Here is a 17,952-nt window from a genome sequence, read left to right on the forward strand (position 1 = left end):
GCGTTTGCCGTTTCCGCAAGGGGAACCTTCAGGCCTCGATGGCGACCTTGCCGATGGGGTTCGAGCAGCAGGCAAGGATATAGCCGTCCTCGATATCCTCGTCGGTGATGCCGCCGTTGTGCACCATGTGCACCTGCCCTTCGGTCTTCTTGACCTTGCAGGTGCCGCAGACACCGAAGGTGCAGCCCGACGGGATCGCGAGGCCGGCCTGCCGTGCGACGGACAGAAGCGTCTCCGTCTCCGAGCATTCGACCGTCTTGCCGGACAGGGCGAAGGTGACTTCGGCCTTGGCCTCTTCGTCCAGCGTCACGCCCTCGTCGTATTCGCCGGTCTCGCCGACCGGGGCGGAAAAGCTTTCCTGGTGGTAACGGTCCATGTCGTAGCCGAGGCCCTGAAGCGCCTCTCGCACGGCGGTCATGAACGGCTCCGGCCCGCAGCAGAACACCTCGCGGTCAAGGTAATCCGGCGCGGCGAGGCCCAGCAGAAGCTGGTTGAACGGCCCGCGATAGCCGGTCCACGGGCGGTAGGGGTCGGCCTTGTCCACCACCCATGCCAGTTCGATCCCCGGCAGGCGGGAGGCCATCATCTCCATCCGCTGGCGGAAGATGATCTCGGACGGCAGCCGGGCGCAGTTGATGAACACGATGTCCGGCTCGCGGCCCGCGTCGTACATGTAGGTCGTCATCGAGACCATCGGCGTGATGCCCGATCCCGCCGAGATGAACAGGTACTTTTCCGCCGGGTGGTTCATGAACGAGAACTGCCCGGCCGGCCCGATCGCCTTCAGCCGCACGCCGGGGCGCAGGTGATCCAGCATCCAGCGCGTGCCCAGCGACCCGTCCTGCGCCTTGACCGTGACGGTCAGCGAGGTCGGGCGCGAAGGCGACGAGGAAATCGTGTAGGTCCGGTGCAGCGGCCCGCCGGGCACCGGCAGCTCAAGCGTGACGAACTGGCCCGGCTTGAACCGGAACAGCGCGCCCGACGGCGCCTGGAAGGTGAAGGTGACGGTGTTCGGCGCTTCCGGCAGGAACGACACGCACTCCAGCGGCTCGTCGTCCGACCAGAAGGCCAGCGTCGGGGTCATCGCGGTCATCGGCTTATTCCGCCGCCACGGATTGCGGACCCATCGCGCGCAGCATGGTCTTCACGTACCAGTCCACGAACTGCTCAACCCCGTCTTCCATGATCGGGCTGTAGGGGCCGGGGACATAGGCCGGAGAGTTGATACCCAGCTGGTTGTCCTCGACGATGCGGCGGTCCTCGTCGTTGGTGGCGACCCAGACCTCGGTCAGGCGGTTCAGGTCGTAATCGACGCCTTCCACCGCGTCCTTGTCCACCAGCCATGTGGTGGTGACCTCTGTTTCCTGCGGGCCGATGGGGGTGACGCGGAAGGTCAGCGAGATGTCGGGCAGGAAGTGGTTCCATGTCGACGGGTAGTGGAACTTCAGCAGCGTGCCCGCATCCGGCACCGTCACACGGCCCAGCGGACGCTTGGATGCCGGTTTCAGGTCCATCGTGTAGGACAGCGCCTTCTCTTCCAGCGGCATACGCGCAAGGCGGTATTGCCCGGCAAAGCCCGCCATGGCGAACTTCGACGGCGCGCCCGCCGCCTCGCACTTGTCGAAATGCGCCTGCAGCCGCGCCGGGACGGAGCCGTCCGCCGACACCCCCGCCACCGCCGGGTCCAGCGGGAAGGACCGCGACAGCGCCGGGTGGGTGCCCGCGCAGTGATAGCACTCTCGGTTGTTCTCCCAGACGAGCTTCCAGTTGCCCTTCTCGACGATGGTCGACTGGTAAGCCACCTTCGCGCGGTTCAGGTCGTGCACCTCGAGGTAGGGCCGCGCAAGTTCGGCAAAGGCGTCGAAGTCCGGCGCCTCGTCGGCGAGGCAGATGTAAATCAGCCCGGCCAGTTCCCGGACGTGGATGGTCTTGAGGTTGTACTTCGACGGGTCGAAGTCGGCGCCCATGTCGCGCGCCCAGATCAGCCGGCCGTCCAGGTCGTAGGTCCACTGGTGGTAGGGGCAGGTCAGCTTCGCGACCGTGCCTTCCGCCTTCTGGCAGATCACCGACCCGCGGTGACGGCACGAGTTGTGGAAGCCGCGGATCACCCCGTCGGCCCCCTTCACGAGGATGACGTTGTACGCCCCGATGCGGATGCGGGCATAGGCGCCGGTCTTCACCAGCTGCGCCACGGGAATCGCGAACAGCCACTCGCGGTACCAGATCGTCTCCAGGTCGCGCTGGTAGATCTCCGGGTCGGTGTAGAAGGGCCGTTCCAGCGAATGGCCGGGAACGCGGCGGGCCAGCAGGTCGGAAAGGGAATCGGTCATGGAGCAGCCTCCGAAGGCGCAGGATGGGGTTAGTTCCTTTGAGGCATTGCGCCGCAATTACCCGCCTTTCAATAACAATAATTCTCAACTAAGGTTATCTGAATTCACCTGTCCCCTTTCCGACATCCACGCCTCCGAAAGCGACCGATGACCCGCCCCTACGACCTTCCCTCGCTCACGTCGCTGGTCTGTTTCGAGGCAGCCGCCCGGAATCTCAGCTTCAAGAAAACCGCGGCCGAGCTGAACGTGACCCCCGCCGCCGTCTCTCACCAGATCAAGGCCCTCGAATCCGAGCTCGGCACCGCCCTCTTCCGCCGCCAGCACCGCGGCGTCGACCTGACCGAAAGCGGCGCCTACCTCTTCGTCGCCCTCCAGCGCGGGTTCGAGGGGATCTCTGACGCGATCGCCACCGTCCGCACCGCCGAAAGCACCGAGGATGTCACCATCCAGGCCACCACCGCCGTCAGCGCTTTCTGGCTGACCCCGCAGATCACCGCCTTCTGGCAGGACCAGCCCGACATCGTGGTCAGCCAGATCGTCAGCGACGGCGCCTCCAACGCGCAGACCGACCTCTCGATCCACTACGCCGCCCTGCCCGGCGACGGCGCGGGCCACATCCTCTTTCACGACGACATCGTGGCGGTCGGCTCCCCCCGCTTTGCCGCGACCCATGGCGCCGGCACGCTCGACGCGCTGCGCCGCGTGCCGCTGATCCACGTGGTGAGCGAGGACAACGACTGGACCACCTGGGCGGAATGGTTCGCCCACTTCGGCCACGACGCGCCCTCCGGCCGCCGCATCGCGGTCAACAACCACATGATCGCGCTCCAGATGGCGCGCGACGGGGCGGGCGCGGTGCTGGGCTGGACGGGCCTCATCGGGCCGCTGCTCGACAACGGGGACCTGACCCTCCTCATGCCGGAACGCATGCCCTCCCCCCATGTCTTCCACCTGCGCACCCATCCGCGCGCCTCCGCCCAGGCCCGGATCTTCCGCGACTGGCTGGTCGCCGCGCAGCGCGCGCCTTGATTTGGCCATCGAAAACGCCTATCTGTCCAGTTAGCTGGACAGGAGACCCGCCATGCTTTCGCTTCAGGACGCCAAGAACCGCTTCAGCGCGGTGGTGGAGGCCGCGCTTGCCGGTCATCCGCAGGCCGTGTCGCGCCGGGGCAAACCCGCGGTGGTCGTCGTCTCCGCCGAGGAATACGCAAGGCTGGTGCACGCCGCACAGGCCAGCCGCGGCCGCTTTGCCGATCACCTGATGGCCATGCCCGACCCCGGCGACACCCCCCTGCCCCGCGCCAGCGCCGTGCCCCGCGACGTCGAGCTGTGATCCACATCCTCGACACCAACATCATCTCTGCCGCGCGACGGGCCGAACGCGCGCCGGACCTCTCCCGCTGGCTGACCGCACAGGACGAGGCCACGCTGTTCCTCAGCGTCGTCACCATAGGAGAGATCGAGCGCGGCATCGCCCTGCAGGAGCCGAAGAACCCGCCCTTCGCCCGCGACCTGCGGCATTGGATGGACGGCATCCTGCGGCTCTTCTCCGACCGGCTGCTCGACTTCACCGCCGAGGACGCCCGCCGCTGGGGCCGCCTGTCGGCCAGGCTGGGCCATCCCGGCGCCGACCTGATGATCGCAGCACAGGCGCTGAACCGCGACGCCACCGTCGTCACCCGCAACACCGCCGATTTCGCGCCCACCGGCGCGCGGCTGCTGGACCCGCTAGGCCTCTAGCCCCGCATCCAGACCCAGACCCGCCCGGAACCGCGCCATTTCGCGGTTCGAAGGCGCCTGCCCGCAGTAGGTCTTCACATAGGCCGGAACGCGGGTCAGCCGCTCTTCCAGCGTCTCGCGCACCTGCATCGAGATATAGCCGATCTGCACGAGGTAGACGGTCCGCGCCCGAACGTCGGCCTCTGCCGCGTCGAAGCCGAACCGCTGGAACATGGCGCGGATCGCCTCAAGCCGTGTCGCGTCGGCCTCTGCCACGCGCGCCGTCACCGCGTCGGATTTGTGCGCCCACCCCCTGACCGCCATGTCGAACCGCGGCTGGAACCGGGTTTCGTCAAGAAACACGCTCAGAAGGTTCAGAACCGCCTCGGAAATCGTCTCTGCATAGGCGGAACTCGCCTCTGTCAGGGCATGGGTGTTGGTCTCTTCCCAGAGCGCCAGCAATGCCTCCAGCAGCGCGGCGCGGTCCTTGAAGAACCAGTAGAAGCTGGTCCGCGACAGCCCGAGTGCGGCGCCCAGGGGCTGCACCTTCACCGCGTCCACGCCGCTGTCGAGGAACGCGGCCTTGGCCGCCTCCAGCCAGACCTCGCGCGATCCGCGCCACCCCTTCTGATCCGCACCCTCATCCATGGCGCGAAACTAGCCCCCTGCCCCACCTGCCGCAACCGGAAATGGACAGCGATGACGACAAACTTGACACAAGTGCACATTTTATGGAATCGCTGCGTCAGAGAGGGAGACCGCCCATGTCCAACGATCCGCTTTTCCAGCCCTACCAGCTCAAGCATCTGACCCTGAAAAACCGCCTGATGATCACCAGCCATGAACCGGCCTACCCCGAGGACGGCATGCCCAAGGATCGTTACCGGGCCTATCACGTGGAACGCGCCCGGGCCGGTGTCGCCCTGACGATGACCGCCGGTTCCGCCTCTGTCGCCCGCGACAGCCCGCCGGTCTTCAACAACATCCTGGCCTGGAAGGACGAGGTCGTCGGCTGGATGAAGAAGCTGACCGACGAATGCCACGACCACGGTTGCGCAGTGATGATCCAGCTCACCCACCTTGGCCGCCGCACCCGCTGGGACAAGGCCGACTGGCTGCCGGTCGTCTCACCGGGGCACGAGCGCGAACCCTCCCACAAGGCCTTCCCCAAGAAGACCGAGGACTGGGACATCGCCCGTATCATCCGGGACTACGCCGATGCCGCCGAACGGATGCAGGCGGCGGGCCTCGACGGGATCGAGCTTCAGGCCTACGGCCACCTGATGGACCAGTTCTGGTCGCCGCTGACCAACGACCTCGACGGACCCTACGGCGGCAGCCTCGACAACCGACTGCGCTTCACCTTCGACATCCTGTCCGAGATCCGAAAACGCTGCGGCCCCGACTTCATCGTCGGCGTGCGCTACACCGGGGACGAGGACCTGCCGGGCGGCCTGACGAAGGAGGACGGGCTCGAGATCTCGCGCCGCCTGAAGGACTGCGGCATGGTCGACTTCCTGAACGTGATCAAGGGCCATATCGACACCGACGCGGGCCTGACGGACGTGATCCCGGTGCAGGGCATGCGCAGCGCGCCGCACCTCGATTTCGCCGGAGAGGTTCGCCGCGAAACCGGCGTGCCGGTGTTCCACGCGGCCAAGATTCAGGACGTCGCCACCGCCCGCCACGCCATCGCCAGCGGCAAGCTGGACATGGTCGGCATGACCCGCGCCCACATGGCCGACCCGCATATCGTGGCCAAGATCCTGCGCGGCGAAGAGGACCGAATCCGTCCCTGTGTCGGCGCGAACTACTGCCTCGACCGCATCTACCAGGGCGGCATGGCCCTGTGCCTGCACAACCCCGCCACGGGCCGCGAGCTGGAACAGCCGCAGGAGGTCCCGCAGGCCGACACCCGCCGCCGCGTGGTGGTGATCGGTGCCGGTCCGGCCGGGCTGGAGGCCGCCCGCGTCGCCGCCGCCCGCGGGCATGAGGTCATCGTGCACGAGGCCGCCAACGACCCCGGCGGGCAGGTCCGCCTGACGGCCCAGACCCCGCGCCGGGCCGAGATGATCCAGATCATCCAGTGGCGGTTTTCGGAATGCGAACGGATGGGCGTGACCTTCCGCTTCAACAGCTTCGCCGACGCGGAGACGGTGCAGGCGGACAACCCCGACGTGGTGATCGTCGCCACCGGCGGCCTGCCCCACACGGAGGTCTTGGCGGAGGGCAACGCGCTTGTCGTCTCGGCCTGGGACATCCTTTCGGGCGATGCGACCCCCGGCGAGAACGTCCTGATCTACGACGACGCCGGGGACTACGCCGCCCTTCAGGCCGCCGAGAAGATCGCCGCCACCGGCGCCCGGGTCGAGATCATGACCCGCGACCGCAACATCTCTCCGGAGGTGATGGCCATGTCCCTGACCCCGTCGCTGCGCGAGCTCCAGAAGCGCGACGTCACCTTCACCGTGACCTGGAAGCTGGACGCGGTGCGGCGGGACGGCAACCGGCTGATCGCGCAGATCGGCAGCGATTACGGCGGCGTCACGCAGGAGCGGCAGGTGGATCAGGTCGTGGTGAACCACGGCACCCGGCCACTGGACGACCTCTATTTCGACCTGCGGGACGGTTCCTCCAACCTGGGCGAGGTGGATTACGAGGCGCTTGTCGCGGGCGATCCGCAGACCGTGGTCCGCAACCCCGAGGGCGCCTACCAGCTGTTCCGGATCGGGGATGCGGTGGCCTCCCGCAACACCCACGCGGCGATCTATGACGCGCTGCGGCTGGTGAAGGTGGTCTGAGAAAAAAGAGGGGAGGTTTCGCGGCGAAACCTCCCCCTTGTCCAATCAGCCCGCGTCGTCGAGGTCGTCGAAGGCGCCGGGCGAGAGCTCTTCCCAGAAGGCCAGGATCGCCTCGGCGTTCAGGGCGGACATCCAGCCGTGCCGCTCGAAATCGTCCCTCAGCGCGCCGTCCAGACGGGCCATGAACAGGCGTCTGTCGGCGTCCCTCTGGGTGGGTTTGCGGGCGGCGGCGAGTTCCTGGATACGGGCAAGGCGGCGGCCGCGCGAGGTGGCAGGTTTCGCGGCGAAACCTCCTCCACCCGGGCCCGAGGGTTTCGCGGCGAAACCTCCCCCCGTTTCGTAGTCGTTTTTCAGGGCGGCGGTCAGATAGCCCACAGGGTTTTTCACACCGCCCTGCCCGGCCACGTAATCGAGCTTTGCCTTAACCGCATCTTCACCATGTTCGGCCATCCACTGCCGCGCCAGCCGGTCGGAGACGCCAAGCGCGCGCAGGCGGGGATAGACCTCGGACTTGCGCAGCCCCTCGCCGTCGTCGAGGTCGAGGATGGAAAGCTGCGGGTTCTCGGCGATGCGGAAGCGGATGTCGGTCACCTGCCGGCCCATCTTCTTCACCTCGGGCGTCACCACGATGTTCGAGGTCTTGTTCACCTCGGCCACCGCCGGCTTGATGATCTTGGCGTTGAGGTGCTTGTAGACCTCGTAATAGGGACTGTCGGCCACGCCCATCAGGCGGCGGAACAGGTCGAGCGACCACCAGCCGGTCGAGCCGGTGCGCACGAACCGATAGCAGTTCTCGTACAGCGCCAGAGCATGGCCGGAGGTGAAGCGCCGCTGGATGTTGAGGTTGATGAGGGCAAAGACCTTCGGGTCGTGCAGCTTTTCGGCGAGGGCAGGGGAGTAGGCGTATTCGCAGACCCCGCCCGACAGCTTGGCGTAGCTGAGCAGCGCCGATACCCCCCATTCCTGCTGGCCCTTCTCGTCCAGCATGTCCCATTCGGCCACGGTTTCCGCCAGGCCGCGGAGCGAAGCCTTCAGCGTCTCCATGTCGTTCGAATTGTAGCCGATCATCAGGCAGAGCGTGCGCGCGTCGATCTGGTGGCGGTTCTGCGAGGTCAGCGTGTCGTAGGCGTTCAGCAGCAGCACGTTGGACAGCTTGCGCTGCAACAGGGTCAGTTTGCCGGAGACGTGGATCGCCGCAACGTGCTTCTTCACCGAGCCGCGCCGGAGCGGGCCGTTCAACTGTTCGCGGGGAATCTCGTCCATGTCGCCCTCTGACCGCCGGGATGCGGCGTGCTGCCCTTGCCTTGTCCGGGATCGCGACGGTTTCGCGGCGAACCGCGAGTCGGCCCCGGTTGGCGGTCATTGTCCGGGAAAAGGTATCCGCTGACAAGTGGCGCGCTGGCACCTATGAGGCGGGCCGAGGGCTGTCCCGTAAACGGGTTCCCTTGCGAACAGGTGCCCGCGAAAGGTATCCGTCTACGGGAGAGCCGGGCACCAACCGGAGTCGCTTTCCGAATCATCTGCGGGCATACAGGCTCTGTTACGGCGGAAAACCGACGCAAACCGCGGGTTATCCACAGACGTACCGCGAATCGGAGCCCTTGATCCCGGAAACAGGTACCTCAAACACCGCAGACGGATGCCGCTGAACCCGAAGGCGGGCACCTTTCCACGGGTATCTCGCTGACATGTAACGGAAAATCCTGCCGTAAAGATTCTAAAAATCCAGAAAGATTCTCAAACACCGTTCGTGTCCGGTTCATTTTCTGGTTTGATAGAGACGGTTTCGCCGCGAAGATGATTCACTCGCGCCCGATCATGTGCCATAGTTTCCATGATATCGCGGCAAACAGCGAACATGATGAGGCGACATGGCACAGAAACCGACGGCAAAGCCGGACCTGCCCCCCTATTTCAACATCGACCCGGAAGCGGCCGCAAGCAAGCTGTCGAAGCCCATCGACACCGCGCGGTTCGCCAAGGCAGCGGCCTTTGCCATGCGGGGGCGGGACGATCTGGCCAAGCGCGGCTATGCGCCGGACGGGGCGAAGCGGCTGAGGAAGTTCTCGACCTGGGAGGTGTGCAAGTACCTGATCCCGGTGAACCCCGCGCACCTGCGGCGCGTGCTGCGCCAGAACCCGGAGCTGCCGCAGGGCGAAGGGGAGGGGGGATCGAAGTGGTTCACGCTGGAAGAGATCCTGACCCTGCGCGACCACTTTGCCGAGGAGGGCGCCAAGGACAAGGAATACCGCGCGTGGCGGCCGGAGGGACTGCCCGCAAAGGTCGTGGCGGTGGCGAACTTCAAGGGCGGCGTCGGCAAGACGTCGACCTGCGCGCACCTTGCCATGTCGGCGGCGCTGGACGGCTACAAGGTGCTGGTCATTGACCTCGACAGCCAGGGATCGATGACCTCGATCATGGGCGGCAAGGTGGAGGACGAATGGCAGACCGTCTTTCCCATGCTGGCGCGGGATTACGCGCTGAAGCTGCTGGAGGAGAATCGGGTGAGGGAGGCCGCGGGGCAGACTCCTTACCAATTGGATGAGACACTGACCGCCGCGTTAGAGGTTTCGCCGCGAAACCTCGTGCAGAAAACCCACTGGCCCAACATCGACCTGATCGGCGCGCAGCTGAACCTCTACTGGGCGGAGTTCCAGGTGCCGGTGTGGCGGATGCAGATGCGCCAGTGGGCGCTGTGGGACGCGCTGATGAACGCGCTGGAGGAAGGCGGGATGCTGGACGACTACGACATCGTGCTGCTCGATACGCCCCCGGCGCTGGGGTATCTGACGATCAACGCGCTGTCTGCGGCGGATATCCTGCTGGTGCCGCTCGGGGCGTCGTTTCTGGAGTTCGACTCGACCGGGCGCTTCTTCGACATGATCTATTCGACGTTTGCGTCGATCGAGGAAGGCGAGAACCGGGCGCGGAGGTCCGGCGGTCTGCCGGAGATGCGCTTTGAATGGGACGCTGTGCGGGCCTTGGTGACGCGCTTCGACGCGGGCCAGCAGACCGATCTGGCGAACGTGATCCAGGCCTATTTCGGCGACTTCATGACGACCTACCGGCAGGAGGTGACGGCCATGGTGGGGCAGGCGGGCGAGATGGTTTCGGGCATCTACGAGACGGATTACCGCGACTTCAACCGCGACACCTACGTGCGCGGGCGGGAGACCTTCGACCGGACCTGGGCGGAGGTGAAGGAGGTCATCCTCGGCACATGGTGGCGGGACATGCAGATGGCAGAGGCGGAGACAGGGACGGTGCAGGAGGTCGCTGAGTAATGGCGAAGCGGAGAAAGCTGGAAGCGCCCACGGCAGAGGCCCTGCAGGCGCTGGAGGAGGAGGTCAGCCGGGACGTGGCGCGCGGGCCGATGTCGGCGCCCATCGCGCAGGTCGCGGCAGAGGCGGCGGGGATGCACGACACCCGCAGCTCGGCCGAGCGGGAGGCGGCGGCGAAGGACCGTTCCGACGCGGAGAAGTTGCGGGCGGCGGAGGCTTCGGGCCGGGTGATGCTGGAGATCCCGCTGGACCAGATCGACCGCGGCGCGCTGGTGCGCGACCGGGTGGTGATCGACCGGGAGGCGCTGGACGAGCTGAAGCATTCGATTTTGCGCAGCGGCCTGCGCCTGCCGATCGAGGTGTTCCGGATGGAGGGGGGCGAGAAGCCCTATGGCCTCTTGTCCGGCTACCGGCGCCTTCTGGCGATGGAGGAGCTACACGGCTACCTCGAACACGAGAAATACGCCTCCATCAAGGCGGTGGTGCGCGATCCGGAGACGATGGGCGGCACCTTTGCGGCGATGATCGAGGAGAACGAGATCCGCGCCTCGCTCAGCCACTTCGAGCGCGGGCGCATCGCGGTGATCGCGGCGCAGCAGGGGGTCTTCGTGAACACGGAGGAGGCGGTCAACGCGCTTTTCCCGCAGGCGTCGAAGGCCAAGCGGTCGAAGATCCGGTCCTTCGCGCTGATCTTCGAGGAGCTGGGCGACATGCTGGAGTTCCCCGACCTCATCAAGGAGAAGGACGGGCTGCGGATGGCGGCGGCGCTGCGCGAGGGGGGCGAGAACCTTTTGCGTCAGGCCCTGAGCGAAAGCCGCACGACAAGCGCCGAAGAGGAGGCGCAGGTGCTGGAAGAGGCGCTGAAGCAGGTCGAGACCAGGGCCGATCCGAAACGCGGCGGGCGTCCGAAAAAGGTGGCTTCGCCGCGAAACCTGTCGTCGGGCGTGCGCCTTCAGGCCGGCAACGACGACGACGGATGGTATATCCGCATCAAGGGGCGCCACGTGGACCGCGAACTGGTGGAGGTCGCCATGGCGGAGCTCGAACGTCTGCTGGACGGTCCCGGCCGGTAAGCCGGGACCGTGGTCGCCGCAGGTGTCAGTTCTTCTTCGCGACGTGGGTCGCGATGGCATCCATCAGCGGCGGGGAGAGACAGTCGTAAGGGGTCAGGCCGATCTCGCGCAGGCGGCCGCGGATCTCGTCCATGCGGGCCGGATCGACACCGGATTCGATGATCGACGAGACGAAGGCCGCAAAGGTCGGCGCCGCCCAGCCGGTCTGGGGCGAGAGCTCCGTGTGCACGAAGTCGAGGCCGTAGAACGGGTGGCCGTCGTTCTCGATCCGCCCGTACATGTGGGTGCCGCAGCCGGTGCAGGCGTGGCGCTGGATCGCGGCAGAGCGGTCGACGATCTCGAGCTTGTCCTCGTTTTCGGTGACCTTCACCTTGTCGCGTCCGACCACGGCGATCTGGCTGAAGATGGCGCCGGAGGGTTTCCAGCACTTCGTGCAGCCGCAGACGTGGTTGTGCGCCGTCTGGGCCGAAACCTGCACCACCACGGGGTTCGTGGTGCATTTGCACTTCAGCGTGCCGCCCGAGAAACCTGCGGTTTCGCGCGGTATGCCGTTATCAACCTGTGGATGAATCTTTACATGGGTGTACTTCGGCGCAGAGCTTGACGCGCTGTCGCCGCTTTTGAAAAAGATGTCGAGAATTCCCAAATCCAATTCCTCCCTGTTGCAGCGCACTTTTCGCCGTGCGCTTCCGCCAAGGCTGCGCCCGACGCGGGATTCGGACAATGCACCACTTGGTCTTAAGTGCGGGCACGCAGCAGGGCGGAGGCAAAGGCCCTGAGATCGACGGCCCTTGCCTGGCGCCCGAAATGCGCCCGGTCGAAGCCGTCGAGCAGGTGAGAGCCCGTCACGCCGTCGCGGCGCAGGATCGCCCGTGCGGCGCTTCGCGTGGCTGCAGCATCGCCCGCGCGCGCGGCCCGGCGCAGCGCCCGCACCTGCGGGTCCAGCAGCGGCAGGCGGCGCAGCAGCGCGGTCTTGTCGGCGCGCTGGCCCTTCAGGATCCACGCAAGCCCCGCGCCAAGCGCCACGAGCGCCGCCAGCACCATGGGCCAGCCGGGCAGGGGGGCGGGGTTCTCCGGCGGGGGAGGGGGCGGCAGCGCGGCCTCGTCGTAGGCGACCCGCTGGGCCGAGATCACCACCTCGCGCATCTCGCGGTTGACGGTGTCGAAGTAGCTGAAGCTGATCGGCTCCACGATGGTGGAGCGGTCGTTGGTGGGCCGGATCGTCCAGCGCCAGAAGGTGTAGGTCACCGGGCCTTCGGGCGAAAGCTCGATCAGCCGCTTTTCGGGGTGCGGAAAGATCATGGCGGAGGGTGAGGTCAGTTCCGGCATGGGCGGCACCATTTCCGGCGTGACGCCCACCGCTTCGACCCGAACAATGCGCAAAACGCCTTCGCCGGCCGTCAGCTGGTCGGGCGCGTTGGACCAGTTGTCGGCGACCTGGACGCGCCGCGCCGGGAACCACCAGCCGCCGTCGGGCAGGGCAGGGGCGGGGGCGACCTCGATCGTGACGGGCTCGGACGTGATGGCGTGTTCGAACCAGTTGTCGTTTTCGTCGGTCAGGGTCAGGTTGTGGGTGAAGGCGCCGATGGTCAGCGTGCCCGCGCGTTCAGGGTAAAGCGCCATGCGCCGTTCCAGCACCTTCACCTTCTGGCCGCGAATGCGTTCCTCGCGCCATGTGTCGGGGCCGAGCTGCGTCCAGTTGAATCCGGGCAGGTCGGGCTGTTCCAGCTTCTCGCGGGTGATGTGGCGCTGGTAGACGCCGCGGATGAGGATCATCACCATCTCGCGCGCGTAGGGGGTTTCGGCCTGTTCCAGCACCTTGACCGTCAGTTGCAGGTCCTCGGGGTCGACCTCGCGGGTCTGGGCGTGCAGGGTCAGCGGCCAGAGCATGAGCAGAACCAGCAGGTGTCTCATTGCGGATCCTCCGGTTCCGGCGGGGCGAGGCCCAGCTTCTCGCGGCGCTTGCGTTCGTGGGCGATGCGCGCCTTCAGGTAGTCGCCCGGCACGTCGGTCAGCTGCGACAGCCAGCGTTCGTCGGCCAGCATGAAGCGGTCGTCGAAGATCCGGCGGACCTTTTCCTGTTCGGAGGACTGGAGCTGCACGGTGCCCAGCATGGTGCTGGTGTTGTTGACCTCGTCCCCGGTGCCGGCGGCGCGGGCGTTGCCCCGGGCGACGAAGCTCTCGGTGGTCTCGCCCTGACGGCGCTTGCCGAAGAGCGACAGCGCCTCCGGGTCGATGCCGAGACCGGCGTAATAGGCGGCGATCAGGTCGAAGTTGGCGCGGGCGTCGGCGTCGCCGCCGTGGATCACAAGGTCATAGGTTTCGAGCGCCTCGGAGTACTGGCCAAGCCGGGCCTGCGCGGTGCCGAGGTTGTAGGTCGCGCCCGCCCTCGCAAAGGCATCGGCCGCGTCCTCCATCCGCCCGGCGCGGTAGAGCGCGGCGCCCTGCCAGTCGGGCTTGTCGAAGGTGAGCGCGGCGAGGCCGGGCAGGCCGGCGGCCATGAAGACCCGGCCAAAGGCGGCGCTGCCGTGCCCCAGCGCGAGGGCGATCACGGTCAGCAGGACGGTGAGCGTGGCCAGCAGCCTCATGTCGCGCGTCTCCGGAACAGGAGGAGCAGGGGGAGGAGCGCGAGGACCAGCAGGTAACGTCCAAAGTCGCGCTGGAAGAGCAGGGGGAAGTCCTGCGCCTCCAGCCGGGTGCGGGCGTCCTCCGACAGGAAGCGGGCGAAGGCATCGGTCTGGTCGAGGGTGAAGGTGCGGCCGTTGCCGATGCGCGAAAGCGTCTCTGTTTCCGCCGAAGGGGCGTTCAGGGAGACGACCGAGAGGCGCGCACCGCGGGCGGCGATGGCCTGCGCCTCGGCCAGCGTTCCGGGTCCGAGGCTGGCGCCGTCGGTGAACAGCACCACGTCGCCCGCCAGCACCTGCCCGTCCTCCAGCATCTGCGTGGCAAGCGCCAGGCCGCGCTCGGGACGGGAGCCCTTGTCGGGGACGGTGCCCGCGTCGATGACGGACACGGTCTGGCCCAGTTGCCGCAGGTCGCGGGTGAGGTCGCTGGCGACATAGGCGTCCCCGGCATAGACAATGAGCCCGCCGGGCCGTGTGCCAAGCGCCGAGATGCCGAAGCGGCCCATGGTCTGAAGCTGCGGCCAGCGGTCGGAGCCGGTGACGCTGGGCGAGGCGTCGATGACGAAGACGGCGCCGTCGAGATTGCGGAAGGAAACGGCATCGCGCCGCTCCTGCGCGGGGCCGGAGAGGGCGAGGATGCCGAAAGCGGCGGCGATGAGCGCGGCGGTCAGGCCGGTGCCGCCCCGGCTGTGGCTGACCCGCCCGAGCGCCGCAAGCGCCTGCAGGAGCGCCGGGTTGGCCGCCCGTTCCCAGCCGCCAAGCTGCCCGCGGCGGCGGTAGAGCCACCAGCCGAGTGCGGCCAGAAGCGGCAGCAGAAGCAGCCATTCGGGGCGTAACAGGGTCACATGAGGCGTCATCCGCGCGCCTCCCGCCAGCCCAGCCAGAGGCAGAGGATCACCGCCAGAGACGCGGGCCAGATCCAGTGCTCGCGGAAGACCTCGGCGGCGAGGCCGTCGCTGTCCGTGGCTTCCAGCCGGTCGAGCGCCTCGGTCACGGCGATCAGGTCTTCGGTGGTGCGGACGCGGAAGGTCTCGCCGCCCGACACCTTGGAGATAGCGGCGAGGGTTTCGGCATCGACCACGCCGCGTTCGCCTTCCTCCGCCTCGTCGACGGACTTCGGCCCCATGGCGATGGTGTGGACGCGGACGCCCATCTGCGCCGCCAGTTGCGCCACGCCGCGCGGGTTGGTGGCACCCGCGTTGTTCGCCCCGTCCGAAAGCAGGATCACCACGCGGGTTTCGGCATCGGACGCGGCCATGCGCTTGAGGGCGAGGCCGAGCGCGTCGGAGATGTTGGTGGCGCGGCCCGAGATGCCGATGGTCGCCTCCTCGATCCGGCGGGCGACGGCTTCGGTGTCGAAGGTGAAGGGCGCGGCGTAATAGGCCTCTGACCCGAAGACGATCAGCGCGACGCGGTCGCCCGCGCGGCGGCGGGCGAATTCGGCGCCCACGGTGGTGACGGCCTCCAGCCGGGTGATGGGCTGGCCGTCGAGGTAGAAGTCGTCGCGCACCATGGAGCCGGAAAGGTCGAGCGCGATGGCGAGGTCGCGGCCAGACACGCGCAGCGCCGGGACGGGTTCGAGCGTGCGCGGCCCGCTGAGGGCCACGACAAAGAGCGCCCAGGCCGCCCATGGCAGAAGCCGTTGCGCGCGTTCCAGCGTGGCCGACCCGCTGCGCCCGCCCGCCGTCAGGAGCGCCGCGCCGATGCGGTCGGGCACGGCCAAAGCCGCGCCCCGGGCCTGTGCCGGGGGCAGGAGCCGCGCGGCCAGCCAGGGCAGCGGCAGGAGCAGGAGCGCGAGGGGGGTGGCCAGTTCAAACATGGCGCGCCACCTCTGCCTGAAGCTCTGCCAGGTCGAGCGGTTCAGGGCGGTACAGAGACTGTTTCAGCGCCTCGAACCGGTCGGGGGCGTGGGTCTTCAGCAGGGTCAGAAGTGCGACGCGGCGGGCGTCGTCAGGCAACGTGGCGATGCGGGCGAGGTCGTATTGCGGGTCGGGCGGCCGCGCGCGCACCGTGGCCAGCCGCATCCCCGCGCCCAGCATCAGCGCGCCGAGGCAGGCCAGCGCCAGCGTCGCGGCAAGTTCGGCGGCGAAACCTCCCGGTGCCTCTGACGGCAGGCGGATGTCGTGGAGGCTGGCCTGCAGCGTCTCCTCTGTGATCGCCTCTCCGGTCATGGGGCGCGGTCCGGCGGGAAGGCGGCGGCGAGACGGCGGGCCATGTCTTCGACACTTTGGCCGGCATCGACCCTGAGCGCGCGGAAGCCCTCGATGTCGAGCAGGTCGGGTGCTTCGGCCCCGGTGCCGTCCAGCGCGATGCGTATGTGGCGGCCATCGGAGAGGCGCACGGGGTAATCGCCGCGGGGCAGGCGGGTGCCGTCGGCATCGGTGATCGCCATGAGCCGGGGCACGCGGTCGCGGTCGAGGCGCGAGAGTACCTCGCCGAAGCCGTCGCCCGGTGTGTCGAAGCCGGACGCGATGATCAGTTCGGCGCCGCGCGGCGCGATGCGTTCGGCGCGCGACAGCGGCCCGGCCAGCGGCGGGTCGGCGGTGTCGCCGTCCATCGCGCCCTGCAGAGCGGCGCGGTGGGCGCGGACCATGCCGCCGATCACGTCGAGCATCCCGCGTGCGCGCCCCCTTGGCGGCACGATGACCGGCGGGCCGGAGGTGATCGCCAGAAGGCCGGTGCGCCCGCCGTCCTCCACTGCCTGCCAGCCGATCAGGGCCAGCGCCTCGGCCGCGGCGACGGAGCGGAAGGCGCGGGTGATCCCCCAGAGCATGGAGGGCCGGAAGTCCGCCACGAGGATGGTGATGCGGTCGCGTTCCTCCTGGAACTGGCGGACGTGCAGCTCGCCGGTGCGGGCGGTGGTGCCCCGGTCGAGGTGCCGGATGTCGTCGCCCGCCACGTACTGGCGCACGTCTGCGACCTCCTGCCCGTGGCCCTTGCGGCGGGTCGCGAAACCGCCGGGCAGGTTGGCGAGCGCTGGCTCTCCCCTTGCCTTCAGCGTCACCTGACGGAGCGCGATCAGCCCGTCCGGGGAAAGCGTCACCCCGGGCGTGTCGGGCAGGGGGCTCGCGGCGGCGGCGCTCACAATGCTTCGACCTCCGTGAGGATGGCGGCGACCACGTCCCGGGGTTTGCGGCCCTCGGCCACGGCGCGCCATGTCAGGACCATGCGGTGCGCCAGTGCGTCGGGGGCCAGCGCCTCCACGTCCTCGGGCAGGGCGTAGTCGCGGCCGCGCAGGTAGGCGCGCGCCTTGGCGGCGGAGGCCAGCGCGAGCGACCCGCGCGGCGAGACGGCGTGTTCCACGTCCGCGGCCTGCGGGCCTTCGCGCGTCGCCATGACCAGACGGACGATGTAGTCGCGCAGCTCGGGCGAGAGGTGCACGGCCATGGCGGTCTTTTGCGCCTCCTGCAGCTCGGCGAGCGGCACGGCCTGAACGGTCTTTGCGGGTGCGTGCTGTTCGGCTTCGACGAGGTCGAGGATCTGCCGTTCGGTTTCGGCGCCGGGCAGCGAGAGGACGATGTGCAGCAGGAAGCGGTCCAGTTGTGCCTCGGGCAGGGGGAAGGTGCCGTCGTGCTCGATGGGGTTCTGGGTGGCGACGACGAGGAAGGGGGAGGGCAGGGGCCAGGTGTCGGAGCCCGCCGTGACCTGCCGTTCGGCCATCGCCTCGAGCAGGGCGGACTGCACCTTGGGCGGTGCGCGGTTGATCTCGTCCACCAGCACGAGGTTGTGGAAGACCGGGCCTTTCACGAACTCGAAGCTGCCGGTCTGCGGGCGGAAGACCGGGGTGCCGGTGAGGTCGGAGGGCATGAGGTCCGGCGTGCACTGGATGCGGGCAAAGCTGCCCTCCGTCGCCTGCGCGAGCCATTTGACGGCGCGGGTCTTGGCGAGGCCGGGGGGGCCTTCGACCAGCACGTGACCGCCGCTGAGGAGCGCGACCAGCAGCCGCTCCACCAGCGCCTCGTGTCCGACCAGCCCCTGGCCCAGGTGGTCCCGGAGGCTGCGCATGGCCCCGGCCGGGCCTGCGGTTTTCACGTCCATGTATCCTCCCTGACCCGCGCTGCGGCGGTTTTGGGAGGAGTCTAGCGAAACCGGCGCGGGGCGCCGATTCAGTCTAAGGTCGCAAT

Annotated in this window: 18 protein-coding genes; 6 read left to right on the forward strand and 12 right to left on the reverse strand. The window is 68.0% G+C overall.

Annotated features, from left to right (window positions below):
- Positions 1-28 precede the first annotated feature (28 nt).
- Positions 29-1,093 carry a hybrid-cluster NAD(P)-dependent oxidoreductase gene (locus CDO87_RS25890; RefSeq protein WP_100931519.1) on the reverse strand — a complete coding sequence of 355 codons (1,065 nt, stop codon included), beginning with the start codon at positions 1,091-1,093 and terminating at the stop codon, positions 29-31.
- A gap of 4 nt (positions 1,094-1,097) precedes the next feature.
- Positions 1,098-2,330: an aromatic ring-hydroxylating dioxygenase subunit alpha gene (locus CDO87_RS25895; RefSeq protein ID WP_100931520.1), complete on the reverse strand. Its 1,233-nt coding sequence runs from the start codon at positions 2,328-2,330 to the stop codon at positions 1,098-1,100.
- Positions 2,331-2,477: 147 nt separating this feature from the next.
- Here CDO87_RS25895 and CDO87_RS25900 point away from each other — a divergent pair, with 147 nt between their 5' ends.
- From CDO87_RS25900 to CDO87_RS25910, 3 genes are read left to right on the forward strand one after another with little or no spacing between them, the layout of a single operon-like run.
- Positions 2,478-3,359 carry a LysR family transcriptional regulator gene (locus CDO87_RS25900; RefSeq protein ID WP_100931521.1) on the forward strand — a complete coding sequence of 294 codons (882 nt, stop codon included), beginning with the start codon at positions 2,478-2,480 and terminating at the stop codon, positions 3,357-3,359.
- A gap of 52 nt (positions 3,360-3,411) precedes the next feature.
- Positions 3,412-3,663 (forward strand): type II toxin-antitoxin system Phd/YefM family antitoxin, encoded by a 252-nt coding sequence (locus tag CDO87_RS25905; RefSeq protein WP_100931522.1) that lies wholly within the window; start codon positions 3,412-3,414, stop codon positions 3,661-3,663.
- Complete coding sequence (locus tag CDO87_RS25910) at positions 3,660-4,070, forward strand: type II toxin-antitoxin system VapC family toxin (protein WP_100931523.1); 411 nt, start codon at positions 3,660-3,662, stop codon at positions 4,068-4,070. The genes CDO87_RS25905 and CDO87_RS25910 overlap by 4 nt, the downstream gene beginning before the upstream one ends.
- Here the strand turns inward: CDO87_RS25910 and CDO87_RS25915 are convergent.
- Positions 4,059-4,697 (reverse strand): TetR/AcrR family transcriptional regulator, encoded by a 639-nt coding sequence (locus tag CDO87_RS25915; protein ID WP_100931524.1) that lies wholly within the window; start codon positions 4,695-4,697, stop codon positions 4,059-4,061. The two genes, CDO87_RS25910 and CDO87_RS25915, sit on opposite strands and share 12 nt — an antisense overlap.
- Positions 4,698-4,813: 116 nt before the next feature.
- Here CDO87_RS25915 and CDO87_RS25920 point away from each other — a divergent pair, with 116 nt between their 5' ends.
- Positions 4,814-6,850, forward strand: coding sequence for an NADH:flavin oxidoreductase (locus CDO87_RS25920; protein WP_100931525.1), 2,037 nt, complete (start codon positions 4,814-4,816; stop codon positions 6,848-6,850).
- Positions 6,851-6,895: 45 nt separating this feature from the next.
- Here CDO87_RS25920 and CDO87_RS25925 read toward each other — a convergent pair whose 3' ends face one another.
- A complete protein-coding gene (locus tag CDO87_RS25925; RefSeq protein WP_100931526.1) occupies positions 6,896-8,113 on the reverse strand; it encodes a replication initiation protein in 1,218 nt (405 codons plus the stop codon).
- A 608-nt stretch (positions 8,114-8,721) separates the two neighbouring features.
- Here CDO87_RS25925 and CDO87_RS25930 point away from each other — a divergent pair.
- Both CDO87_RS25930 and CDO87_RS25935 read left to right on the forward strand, forming a co-directional pair.
- Complete coding sequence (locus CDO87_RS25930) at positions 8,722-10,134, forward strand: AAA family ATPase (RefSeq protein WP_100931527.1); 1,413 nt, start codon at positions 8,722-8,724, stop codon at positions 10,132-10,134.
- Complete coding sequence (locus CDO87_RS25935; protein WP_100931528.1) at positions 10,134-11,204, forward strand: ParB/RepB/Spo0J family partition protein; 1,071 nt, start codon at positions 10,134-10,136, stop codon at positions 11,202-11,204. The genes CDO87_RS25930 and CDO87_RS25935 overlap by 1 nt, the downstream gene beginning before the upstream one ends.
- 25 nt (positions 11,205-11,229) lie before the next feature.
- Here CDO87_RS25935 and gfa read toward each other — a convergent pair whose 3' ends face one another.
- The 8 genes from gfa to CDO87_RS25975 all read right to left on the reverse strand — a co-directional run bounded on the left by gfa (position 11,230) and on the right by CDO87_RS25975 (position 17,866).
- Positions 11,230-11,835: an S-(hydroxymethyl)glutathione synthase gene (gene gfa / locus CDO87_RS25940; RefSeq protein ID WP_100931572.1), complete on the reverse strand. Its 606-nt coding sequence runs from the start codon at positions 11,833-11,835 to the stop codon at positions 11,230-11,232.
- A 107-nt stretch (positions 11,836-11,942) separates the two neighbouring features.
- The gene (locus CDO87_RS25945; RefSeq protein WP_100931529.1) at positions 11,943-13,118 is read right to left on the reverse strand and encodes a BatD family protein; all 1,176 of its coding nucleotides are present in this window, start codon (positions 13,116-13,118) and stop codon (positions 11,943-11,945) included.
- A complete protein-coding gene (locus CDO87_RS25950; protein ID WP_100931530.1) occupies positions 13,115-13,792 on the reverse strand; it encodes a hypothetical protein in 678 nt (225 codons plus the stop codon). The genes CDO87_RS25945 and CDO87_RS25950 overlap by 4 nt, the downstream gene beginning before the upstream one ends.
- Entirely contained in the window at positions 13,789-14,685 is an 897-nt protein-coding gene (locus tag CDO87_RS25955; protein ID WP_100931531.1) for a VWA domain-containing protein, read from the reverse strand. The genes CDO87_RS25950 and CDO87_RS25955 overlap by 4 nt, the downstream gene beginning before the upstream one ends.
- The gene (locus CDO87_RS25960; RefSeq protein WP_100931532.1) at positions 14,682-15,647 is read right to left on the reverse strand and encodes a VWA domain-containing protein; all 966 of its coding nucleotides are present in this window, start codon (positions 15,645-15,647) and stop codon (positions 14,682-14,684) included. The genes CDO87_RS25955 and CDO87_RS25960 overlap by 4 nt, the downstream gene beginning before the upstream one ends.
- Positions 15,640-15,999: a hypothetical protein gene (locus CDO87_RS25965; protein WP_100931533.1), complete on the reverse strand. Its 360-nt coding sequence runs from the start codon at positions 15,997-15,999 to the stop codon at positions 15,640-15,642. The genes CDO87_RS25960 and CDO87_RS25965 overlap by 8 nt, the downstream gene beginning before the upstream one ends.
- Entirely contained in the window at positions 15,996-16,913 is a 918-nt protein-coding gene (locus CDO87_RS25970) for a DUF58 domain-containing protein (protein WP_100931534.1), read from the reverse strand. Before CDO87_RS25970 ends, CDO87_RS25965 begins: the two co-directional genes overlap by 4 nt.
- Positions 16,910-17,866: a MoxR family ATPase gene (locus tag CDO87_RS25975; protein WP_100931535.1), complete on the reverse strand. Its 957-nt coding sequence runs from the start codon at positions 17,864-17,866 to the stop codon at positions 16,910-16,912. Before CDO87_RS25975 ends, CDO87_RS25970 begins: the two co-directional genes overlap by 4 nt.
- Positions 17,867-17,952: the final 86 nt, after the last annotated feature.

The sequence above is a fragment of the Sagittula sp. P11 genome (assembly GCF_002814095.1).
Lineage (GTDB): Bacteria > Pseudomonadota > Alphaproteobacteria > Rhodobacterales > Rhodobacteraceae > Sagittula.

Excerpts from the sequence above, each read along its gene's own strand:
- CDO87_RS25890 (WP_100931519.1), bottom strand. The coding sequence starts at position 1,093 with ATGACCGCGATGACCCCGACGCTGGCCTTCTGGTCGGACGACGAGCCG.
- CDO87_RS25895 (WP_100931520.1), bottom strand. The coding sequence starts at position 2,330 with ATGACCGATTCCCTTTCCGACCTGCTGGCCCGCCGCGTTCCCGGCCAT.
- CDO87_RS25900 (WP_100931521.1), top strand. The coding sequence starts at position 2,478 with ATGACCCGCCCCTACGACCTTCCCTCGCTCACGTCGCTGGTCTGTTTC.
- CDO87_RS25905 (WP_100931522.1), top strand. The coding sequence starts at position 3,412 with ATGCTTTCGCTTCAGGACGCCAAGAACCGCTTCAGCGCGGTGGTGGAG.
- CDO87_RS25915 (WP_100931524.1), bottom strand. The coding sequence starts at position 4,697 with ATGGATGAGGGTGCGGATCAGAAGGGGTGGCGCGGATCGCGCGAGGTC.
- CDO87_RS25920 (WP_100931525.1), top strand. The coding sequence starts at position 4,814 with ATGTCCAACGATCCGCTTTTCCAGCCCTACCAGCTCAAGCATCTGACC.
- CDO87_RS25925 (WP_100931526.1), bottom strand. The coding sequence starts at position 8,113 with ATGGACGAGATTCCCCGCGAACAGTTGAACGGCCCGCTCCGGCGCGGC.
- CDO87_RS25930 (WP_100931527.1), top strand. The coding sequence starts at position 8,722 with ATGGCACAGAAACCGACGGCAAAGCCGGACCTGCCCCCCTATTTCAAC.
- CDO87_RS25935 (WP_100931528.1), top strand. The coding sequence starts at position 10,134 with ATGGCGAAGCGGAGAAAGCTGGAAGCGCCCACGGCAGAGGCCCTGCAG.
- CDO87_RS25945 (WP_100931529.1), bottom strand. The coding sequence starts at position 13,118 with ATGAGACACCTGCTGGTTCTGCTCATGCTCTGGCCGCTGACCCTGCAC.
- CDO87_RS25950 (WP_100931530.1), bottom strand. The coding sequence starts at position 13,792 with ATGAGGCTGCTGGCCACGCTCACCGTCCTGCTGACCGTGATCGCCCTC.
- CDO87_RS25955 (WP_100931531.1), bottom strand. The coding sequence starts at position 14,685 with ATGACGCCTCATGTGACCCTGTTACGCCCCGAATGGCTGCTTCTGCTG.
- CDO87_RS25960 (WP_100931532.1), bottom strand. The coding sequence starts at position 15,647 with ATGTTTGAACTGGCCACCCCCCTCGCGCTCCTGCTCCTGCCGCTGCCC.
- CDO87_RS25965 (WP_100931533.1), bottom strand. The coding sequence starts at position 15,999 with ATGACCGGAGAGGCGATCACAGAGGAGACGCTGCAGGCCAGCCTCCAC.
- CDO87_RS25975 (WP_100931535.1), bottom strand. The coding sequence starts at position 17,866 with ATGGACGTGAAAACCGCAGGCCCGGCCGGGGCCATGCGCAGCCTCCGG.